The 8,543-nt window shown below is 43.3% G+C and carries 8 protein-coding genes; 3 read left to right on the forward strand and 5 right to left on the reverse strand.

Annotated features, from left to right (window positions below):
- Positions 1-1,113: a PepSY-associated TM helix domain-containing protein gene (locus HCR01_RS21125; RefSeq protein WP_193198027.1), complete on the forward strand. Its 1,113-nt coding sequence runs from the start codon at positions 1-3 to the stop codon at positions 1,111-1,113.
- A gap of 102 nt (positions 1,114-1,215) precedes the next feature.
- On the opposite strand, the gene HCR01_RS21130 is transcribed toward HCR01_RS21125, so the two are convergent.
- The 5 genes from HCR01_RS21130 to HCR01_RS21150 form a co-directional block, all read right to left on the reverse strand.
- Positions 1,216-1,923: a Uma2 family endonuclease gene (locus HCR01_RS21130; RefSeq protein ID WP_193198028.1), complete on the reverse strand. Its 708-nt coding sequence runs from the start codon at positions 1,921-1,923 to the stop codon at positions 1,216-1,218.
- Between the two features lie 108 nt (positions 1,924-2,031).
- Positions 2,032-2,658 (reverse strand): GDSL-type esterase/lipase family protein, encoded by a 627-nt coding sequence (locus HCR01_RS21135; RefSeq protein WP_193198029.1) that lies wholly within the window; start codon positions 2,656-2,658, stop codon positions 2,032-2,034.
- 139 nt (positions 2,659-2,797) lie between these two features.
- Positions 2,798-3,133, reverse strand: coding sequence for a ribulose bisphosphate carboxylase small subunit (locus HCR01_RS21140; protein ID WP_193198030.1), 336 nt, complete (start codon positions 3,131-3,133; stop codon positions 2,798-2,800).
- 46 nt (positions 3,134-3,179) lie between these two features.
- Entirely contained in the window at positions 3,180-3,587 is a 408-nt protein-coding gene (rcbX, locus tag HCR01_RS21145) for a RuBisCO chaperone RbcX (protein ID WP_193198031.1), read from the reverse strand.
- Positions 3,588-3,742: 155 nt separating this feature from the next.
- Positions 3,743-5,173, reverse strand: a complete 1,431-nt coding sequence (locus HCR01_RS21150) for a form I ribulose bisphosphate carboxylase large subunit (RefSeq protein WP_162395622.1) — start codon at positions 5,171-5,173, stop codon at positions 3,743-3,745.
- Positions 5,174-5,976: 803 nt separating this feature from the next.
- Here HCR01_RS21150 and HCR01_RS21155 point away from each other — a divergent pair.
- Both HCR01_RS21155 and panB read left to right on the forward strand, forming a co-directional pair.
- Positions 5,977-7,140 carry a two-component regulator propeller domain-containing protein gene (locus HCR01_RS21155; RefSeq protein WP_193198032.1) on the forward strand — a complete coding sequence of 388 codons (1,164 nt, stop codon included), beginning with the start codon at positions 5,977-5,979 and terminating at the stop codon, positions 7,138-7,140.
- Between the two features lie 80 nt (positions 7,141-7,220).
- Positions 7,221-7,991, forward strand: coding sequence for a 3-methyl-2-oxobutanoate hydroxymethyltransferase (gene panB / locus HCR01_RS21160; RefSeq protein ID WP_193198033.1), 771 nt, complete (start codon positions 7,221-7,223; stop codon positions 7,989-7,991).
- The last annotated feature ends 552 nt before the right edge of the window (positions 7,992-8,543 follow it).

Here is an 8,543-nt window from a genome sequence, read left to right on the forward strand (position 1 = left end):
ATGCTCCGTAAACCAGCCCTGATTCTACATCGCTACGTAGGGATTATTGCAGGTATCCTGTTAATTATTATCGGCTTAACCGGCAGCCTGCTGGTTTTTGATGAAGAGATAGACCGTATTTTGCATCCCCAGTTACTCCACGTCACCCCTCAACAACAGCAGCAAATATCTGATCAAAAAATAGTTGAAACTGTTCAAAAACTCTATTCCAATCTCAAACCTCACCGCATCACCGCACCTCGTTATCCCGACGAAGTGTATACGGTGATGATGATATCACCCCAGGATAAATATACTGATGTCTACGTCAATCCTTACACTGGAAGCATTCTTGGTTCGCGTCCTTGGGAACAAACGGTAGTGGGTTTTTTGATTGAATTACACGTTAATTTATTTGCAGGTGATCTTGGTGGACAAATAGTTGGTATCTGCGGTGTAGCTTTGCTAGGGATGGGTATCACCGGAATTATACTGTGGTATCGAAAAGGACGCATTACCCAAGGTTTACAAATCCGTACTTCAGCACCCCCACACTTACTTAACTACGACTTGCACAAAGTTGGGGGTATTCTCTCTGTCGTGATTTTAAGCCTGGTTGCTTTTACTGGGACAGCAATGGTATTTTGGACGCCTTTTGAAAATGCAGTTTATTGGCTAACTAACACTCAAAAACCTGCCGAAGTTGCTTCTAAAGTTGTTCCTGGTGCTTCACCAATGAAAATCGATGAGATTTTGAAGAAAGCACAAGCAGCTTTACCCGATGCTAAAATCTATAAATTCTTTCCTGCCAAAAAACCGACAGATGCCTTTGGTGTTTGGATGCGATTTCCCCAGGAAAACGAATTCAATAAAGATCCTTGGCTCAATTTTGACCAATACACAGGCGAACTTTTACGGTTAGACAATCCCAAACAAAGACCTTTGGCTACCCGGATTATGAACGCTCAGTATACTTTACACGTTGGTCATTATGGTGGCATAGTTACAAAAATTATTTACACGTTGATTGGTTTGAGCCCGCTAGGTTTATTTGTTACAGGTGTAATTCTTTGGCGGAATCGTCGCTGGACAGAAGCACGGCGCAAAGCAGCAAGAGAGTTAGTGAAGAAATAGCTTTTCAGATTGGGTAGTGAGTGCGATAGGAAAGCACTGGCTCGACTTTTCGCTACTACGGACTACACCTACACAGCATCAAAAATACGCTAACCCAGAGATTTATAACTGAGACTTTTGAGCTAACTGTTGTACAAAATTTTTATGTTCTTCGCTATTTAATCCTTGTTGCAGTACAGTTAAAACTTGTGTCATTTTTCCAGCACATAACGCTTGTACATCCAACCATAAACCAGGAAAAACTTGACTTTTGATTACTCCATCTGCACTCGGTTCTAATGACACATATTCCCCGTTTTGCAAGCTGAACCAATCGAGTTTGTTCTCTAAAATTTGCCAAACAATATATTCTTTCACACCGTTCCGACGGTAGGCTTTCTTCTTATCGTATAAGTCATTTGCAGCGCTGCTGGCTGCAACTTCAGCAACTAATTCTGGTGGGCCTTCGATGTAGTCATCTTCACTAATGCGTGCTTGTCCACCCAATATCTCATCAATTAATAACACAACATCAGGCTGAGGTTCGTTGTCTAAGTCTAAGCGGACTGTGGCATTATCACCTAACTCCACACCAGGAGTGGAAACTTTATAAGTCCATAACCAGCCGATAAGATTACCATGAGGTTGTCCATGACTTCTAAAACGTAAGGGTGATGCCACGTAGACGACTCCTTCTATTAGTTCTGCTTTCTTAATATGGGGCATTGCAGTATAGCGACGCTCAAATTCATGGCGAGTGAGTCTGTCCCCACTTTCTAAGGGTGGAATAGGTGGGTTTTTGCCTAGGTTATGTTTGATTGATGCCGTCATGAGCAGATTCCTGGAAGGAATGTCTTTACATCTAGTATACCGATGATTGTTCTGAGGAAAATCAAGGCAGGCGATCGCTTTTAGTGTATGCTTTGAGCGATCGCCTTATTAAATTAGAGGAAACCAATTTAACCAAGCGTCCCAATTTTCCACTATTTGGGCAAATTCTGTATAGCCTCCTGCTCTGGGATGAACCCCGTCATTATTTCTTGCTTCATTTACCCAGATATTTGAATTTTCTAATATTGGAAAAACGTCTAAATAAGGTATATTAAATTCTTGACAAATCAAAGCAAACTGTTTGGATAAATTGGTAGTTCTCTGCTTTCTTTGAGGGTTTTCCTCATCTACATAAGGCGCAGGGCCAACCATTAACACAGGATATAACTGTTTAGCTTCACTTAAAATTTTGCTAGCATTTTTGATAGACTCTGAAAAATCCACGCGGGTTTGACCATTTTCGAGAGTCGTGTCATTCAGCCCAAAAGAGAACACAACTCTCCCATCATATTCTTGAGGCAATCGAGCTGATACTTCTTGTATCCAGCGCTTTGCTATATCAGTACTCGTATCTCGCCTAATTCCTAAATTATAGTAAGTAATGTCATAACCTTTTTTATTAGCATTAACGCATATTCTGCCTGTCCAACCAAGACATTCTGGATCGCCAGTCCCGTTGACAAAAGAGTCACCAACAAAACAAATTCTCACTTGGCGTAGATGTTCTAATTGCATTTACTGATATTAACAAAATGCAGAACTTCACGCAGAAGGATGCAAAGGTATGCAGAGAATACCTTTGCGTTTAAAATCAATTAAACAAGAGAGGCAGATAATTCTACCTCTCCTATTAATTACTTAAAGCGTGTAAACTTTAGTATCTGTTGGTGTTGGGTTTGTGAACAAGAAAGCTCATAACTTGGCACTGCTTGATGTTATCAAAACCCACAACACGGATATAGGAGTTGCTAAATTGAGAACGGCATCCTTGAACTTCGCTCAGTACTTCTTGAGTGGATTTAGCGCCAAACAAAGGCAGTTTCCACATTGTCCAGAATAATTCCGTTGGCTCCGAAGTTTCGTTAAACTCGATGGCGGGAATAAAACCTTGATTCAGGATGTACTGGATCTGCTTGGCAATTTGAGCGTCAGACAGGGCAGGCAGATAAGAAAGGGTTTCGTAACGACGCTCTTTTGGTAAAGTTTGCATAGCTGTTGATAATGGGTGGCAATTTTTTACTACTTAAGTTGACCGACTAAGTGGATAAATTATCCAAGTTCGGATCTGAGGTTGCTTGCTGTTCTGGTTGCAGACTGGGGTTTGATGTATCTATTTGCGTGATCCGTTCTAGATGCTGGCGACGCTGTTCCATATTGGCTTGCTGAATGCCAGTACAAACCATTTCCGGTAAAAATTCGGCGATTTCCTCCGCAATGTGTTCCCTGACAGTCATGATCCGCAACGCCAAATCTGGCTTTTCTCGGAACAGTTGCTCAATGTATGATTCTCCGTCCTGAATTTTGCCGGACGAAAAGTTATGCAGCCAAAGTTCCAATGGAGGATTAGTCTCGCCTAGCTGCGCCAGTACTGTCCTTAGAGCCTGATAAGTCAGGTAGCTTTGGAGAGTCTTGGCTGTGTCTTTCGCAATTTGCTTGAGATTCATGCTTGACCCCAGCCTTTAAAAGTATGAAGTGTAAAGGATGTAGACACCCTTTGGGTGGCTTCCCGTTCGCGTAGCGTCTCCGCTAGGAGAAGGGTAGGATGAAGTGATTAAAGTAATTTAACATTCAGCCTTTATCCTTTCACCTTCAACCTTTATCAGACGGTATCCATTGCTTCAAACTCGAACTTGATTTCTTTCCACAGTTCGCAAGCAACGGCCAATTCAGGAGACCACTTAGCAGCTTCGCGGATAATGTCATTACCTTCACGAGCCAAGTTGCGACCTTCGTTACGAGCTTGGACACAAGCTTCTAAAGCTACGCGGTTAGCTGTAGCACCAGGAGCATTACCCCAGGGGTGTCCGAGAGTACCACCACCGAATTGTAGTACGGAGTCATCGCCAAAGATTTCTACGAGTGCAGGCATGTGCCAGATGTGGATACCACCAGAAGCAACTGCCATTACGCCAGGTAGAGAAGCCCAGTCTTGGGTAAAGTAGATACCGCGAGACTTGTCTTGCTCAACGTAGTTTTCACGTAGTAGGTCAACGAAGCCCATTGTGATACCGCGTTCACCTTCCAGCTTACCAACCACTGTTCCGGTGTGGATGTGGTCGCCGCCGGACATCCGCAGCGCTTTAGCCAAAACGCGGAAGTGGATACCGTGGTTCTTTTGACGGTCGATAACAGCGTGCATAGCGCGGTGGATGTGTAGCAACAGACCGTTGTCACGACACCAACGAGCCAATGTGGTGTTGGCGGTGAAACCTGCGGTGAGGTAGTCGTGCATGATGATGGGCATTTTGAGTTCTTTAGCGTACTCAGCCCGTTTCAGCATTTCTTCACAGGTGGGAGCGGTGACGTTTAGGTAGTGACCTTTGATTTCACCTGTTTCAGCTTGAGCTTTGTGGATAGCTTCAGCAACGAACAAAAAGCGATCGCGCCATCTTTGGAATGGTGCAGAGTTAATGTTTTCGTCGTCTTTGGTGAAGTCCAAACCACCGCGCAAGCACTCGTATACAGCGCGTCCGTAGTTCTTAGCCGAAAGACCCAATTTGGGCTTGATTGTACAACCCAGCAAAGGACGACCGTATTTGTTTAACTTGTCACGCTCAACTTGGATACCGTGGGGAGGGCCTTGGAAGGTCTTGAGGTAAGCTACAGGAATCCGTAAGTCTTCCAGACGCAGTGCCCGCAGAGCTTTAAAACCAAATACGTTGCCTACAATAGAGGTCAACATGTTGGTTACAGAGCCTTCTTCAAATAAATCCAAAGGATAGGCAATGTAAGCAATAAATTGGTTATCTTCGCCGGGAACTGGTTCGATGTCGTAGCAACGACCTTTGTAGCGATCTAGGTCGGTTAGCAAGTCTGTCCAGACAGTTGTCCAAGTACCAGTGGAAGACTCAGCCGCTACAGCCGCAGCTGCTTCTTCATAGGGAACTCCAGGCTGGGGTGTAACGCGGAACGCCGCTAAAATATCTGTATCTTTGGGTGTGTAATCGGGTGTGTAATAAGTTAGTCTGTAATCTTTAACACCAGCTTGATACCCAGTTTTGCTCTGAGTCTTAGTTTGAGCGTAAGACATATTTTATCCTTCCCAGAAGTCACTCTTTTTACTTATCAAATCACGTGCTGTGCAATTTCCCCTCAGCCCCGCTCTTTCCCCCCTTCAGCGGGGAGAAGATCAGGAAAATTTTCTGTTAGGGCTTGCCTTTAGTAGAGAGTAGTAGTCTTTATGCGGCGGACACTTTGGTAGCGGTAATAATTCTGCTCACCAGTGTGATTCCCTTCTAGAGACACACGACCTAGCGCTTCTACTTTCCCCTCTTCTATGAGTATCAAAATTCTTTTTTATCTCTTCCTCGCACTCCACTAAACCTTTTCAATTCCACCAAAACCACCAGCACGCGGTAGTACTTAGATAATTTCCCTAAAAATCGGGGCATTCAGGGGAATGGGCTGGCTGGCACACATTCCCGCCTCTGCATTCCTTTTACCTTCTCCCTTGACAGGAAAAAGACTACAAGAGAATTTACTTGACAGCAAGGACAAAGGTTTAGCAAAGTTGTGAGCGAAAAATAAAAAATTGCACACCACGTAATTTGTAGCTTGTCTCACAATATATCAAGAATTCGATAAGTTATTCTTTGAAACTTTTTAACTTAACTATATAAATTTGTTATTACATAAAGTTTTAAACATTTTGTTAAGAATGATTTACAAAGGTTCATCAATAAATGTATAGAGCCTTGATGGACAAGAGTTTCCCTGACTGGAGGAAAATTGTCAGGATGCTTTTGAGGCTTTGAGTTGGAGAAAAATTACCTGTGACGTTTAAAAAATCTCAGCTAGGGGAACACTGAAGTTAATCCAAAGCCAGTTTAGGTAATGGCTATGGGTATTGTCTCCAAAGGAAATGTCACCGTGGTATCAATTTGCAAGCGTACTAATCTATTGATTACTTCTATCTTGCTGGGGTTAATAGCTTTGCCGGCAGCAATGTCTAATGACAAGTTGCCACGCGCCTACGCACAAAAAATTAGTAATAGTGTTCGGCCACCAAAAACCCCTGATATTAAGCCATCTGAGTTAACCCCTACTTATCCGGCTTCCGCACCGCCGCCACGAGTAGAACCCTTACCCAATCAGCGAGGAGTACAAGAGCATAAGCAAGAAACCGATTATCGTGTTAGCAACTTGCTGTCAGATTTTACAGGCAATCTTTGGGTAGGTTCTTGGCGGGGATTATCGCGGATTGACCCGAATACTGGCAAGATTATCGCTCGTGTCAGTTTACCAAACGTTGCCATTGGTGCTTTAGCTCAAGACAAAGTAGGTCGTCTGTGGGTGGGGAGTTATGAGGGGCTGATTAGAGTAGAACCCCGCACTAATGAAATTACAGCCCAGAATTTATTTTTGCCTTCCAAACGAGTATTGTCATTGTTGCTTGACAAACGGGGTTATTTGTGGGCTGGAACTGATAGCGGCTTAGCTTTAATTAGTCCCGACCAAGGCTTGATTATGACAACTTTAAAAAATCTGCCTGGTGTCAGTGCCAACACCCTAACTTTAGATGCTGAAGGTAACTTGTGGATTGGTACTCTTGATGGATTAGTGCGGGTTAATACTGCCAATGCTTTGATAATGAAGCGGATTGGTGATTTACCAGGGACAACTGTACAAGCTTTAGCCATCAGTCCAGAAGGTTTAATTTGGGCGGGAATGCCCAATAATTTATTAGTTATTAACCCGAAAACTGGGGCTGTGCTGCGGTCTGTAACACGTCTACGCGGGCGTGACGTAACTTCGCTGCGCTTTGCTAAAGATGGTAGTATCTGGGTCGGGACTAACAATGGTTTGTTACGATTAAATCCAAATACGGGCGCCGTATTAGACGAAGAAGTCACTGGACTTCCTTCTAGTCGGGTTCTTGCTATTGTGCCTGATGTTGGTAACAAATTGTGGATTGGCACTAGTGAAGGTCTGGCTTGGTTAATGCCCAAAATGGGCAGTGCAAAACCTCATATTGCTTTTAGTCGCGCCGTGAAGTGAATAGTCATTTGTCCTTTGTCATTTGTCATTTACTTAGGACAGAGGACAAAAAATCTAAAATCCAAAATCTAAAATTGGCAATGGCTATTACTACCCAGCAATTAATTCAATGGAAACAACAGGGACGTTCGATTGTGGCGTTGACCGCTTGGGATTACGCGATCGCTCAACTCCTCGACGCCGCTGGTGTAGACTTAATCCTTGTGGGAGACTCAATGGCAGTAGTGCTTGGCTATGAAACAACACTGCCAATCACCCTAGAAGAAATGCTGTATCATGCCAAAGCTGTGCGCCGTGGAGTTAAACGTGCATTAGTAGTTGTGGATTTACCATTTTTGACTTATCAAGAAAGTCTGCAACAAGCGATGCACTCAGCTGGGCGGGTATTGAAAGAGACGGGCGCTCAAGCGGTAAAATTAGAAGGTGGGTATCCAGCGATTGCAGAAACTATTGCGCGGTTGGTACAAGCGGGAATTCCCGTCATGGGCCATGTAGGTTTAACACCCCAATCAGTCCATCAACTTGGTTTGCGACAACAAGGTAAGACCCAAGAAACGAGTGAGAGAATTTTAAATGAAGCGATCGCTCTAGAACAAGCTGGTGTATTTTCTATAGTGTTAGAGCATATACCCGCAGATTTAGCAATGCAGATTACACAAAAACTTAGCATTCCGACAATTGGTATCGGCGCAGGACAAAACTGTGATGGACAAGTTTTAGTTACCTCTGATGTTCTCGGTCTTACAGAGAAGCATCCACCATTCGCTAAAGTCTATACAAATCTGCGGGAGACAATTACCAAAGCCGTGCAAGATTATGCTGTAGAAGTGCGAGAGCGAAAGTTTCCATAAACGTTTGGCACAAAAGCTGAGAGACATGGGTATAAATTCAGATGAATCAGCTTTAACTTTGAGAATCTTGCTTTCTTTTGTTTGCTTTCTTAATTCGCTGCTTATGTCTTTACAGCAGACTTCAGGTAAATGAAGTACATCAATCAAACCCGAAACCCTGTAGAGACGTTACATGTAACGTCTCTTGTGAGAAATCCGGGTAAAGGCAGCGTGAATTGAATTCATTACTTCAACTGGCTATACTCCGCATCATGGTCAAGCAGAATATCTTCCACATCCCGCAGCACACGCACATATGTGAGTACTAATATAACGCCAACCAAAGCCTAAATCTTGCCAAAGATGGATTGCATTTTCGTTTTTTGTCGTTGGTGTTAGTTGAGGAATACTAACTAATAATAAACTGCTAATTGCTATAGCAAAAGTAAAAATATCAATTAGCCAAATTCCTAAAAAACTGGAGTTTAGACTAAAGCAAGCAAAAAATAGCTCAACAGTTGATCAATTGATTTCATGTTGAACAGTGAATAAAGTAAGAGTAACAGGAGAGAT

It is taken from the genome of Nostoc sp. MG11 (assembly GCF_014904695.1).
GTDB lineage: Bacteria > Cyanobacteriota > Cyanobacteriia > Cyanobacteriales > Nostocaceae > Komarekiella.

What these genes read in the sequence shown, in the direction of transcription:
- HCR01_RS21135 (WP_193198029.1), bottom strand. Translation starts at nt 2,658, where the DNA reads ATGCAATTAGAACATCTACGCCAAGTGAGAATTTGTTTTGTTGGTGAC.
- HCR01_RS21130 (WP_193198028.1), bottom strand. Translation starts at nt 1,923, where the DNA reads ATGACGGCATCAATCAAACATAACCTAGGCAAAAACCCACCTATTCCA.
- HCR01_RS21140 (WP_193198030.1), bottom strand. Translation starts at nt 3,133, where the DNA reads ATGCAAACTTTACCAAAAGAGCGTCGTTACGAAACCCTTTCTTATCTG.
- HCR01_RS21155 (WP_193198032.1), top strand. Translation starts at nt 5,977, where the DNA reads ATGGCTATGGGTATTGTCTCCAAAGGAAATGTCACCGTGGTATCAATT.
- rcbX (WP_193198031.1), bottom strand. Translation starts at nt 3,587, where the DNA reads ATGAATCTCAAGCAAATTGCGAAAGACACAGCCAAGACTCTCCAAAGC.
- HCR01_RS21125 (WP_193198027.1), top strand. Translation starts at nt 1, where the DNA reads ATGCTCCGTAAACCAGCCCTGATTCTACATCGCTACGTAGGGATTATT.
- panB (WP_193198033.1), top strand. Translation starts at nt 7,221, where the DNA reads ATGGCTATTACTACCCAGCAATTAATTCAATGGAAACAACAGGGACGT.
- HCR01_RS21150 (WP_162395622.1), bottom strand. Translation starts at nt 5,173, where the DNA reads ATGTCTTACGCTCAAACTAAGACTCAGAGCAAAACTGGGTATCAAGCT.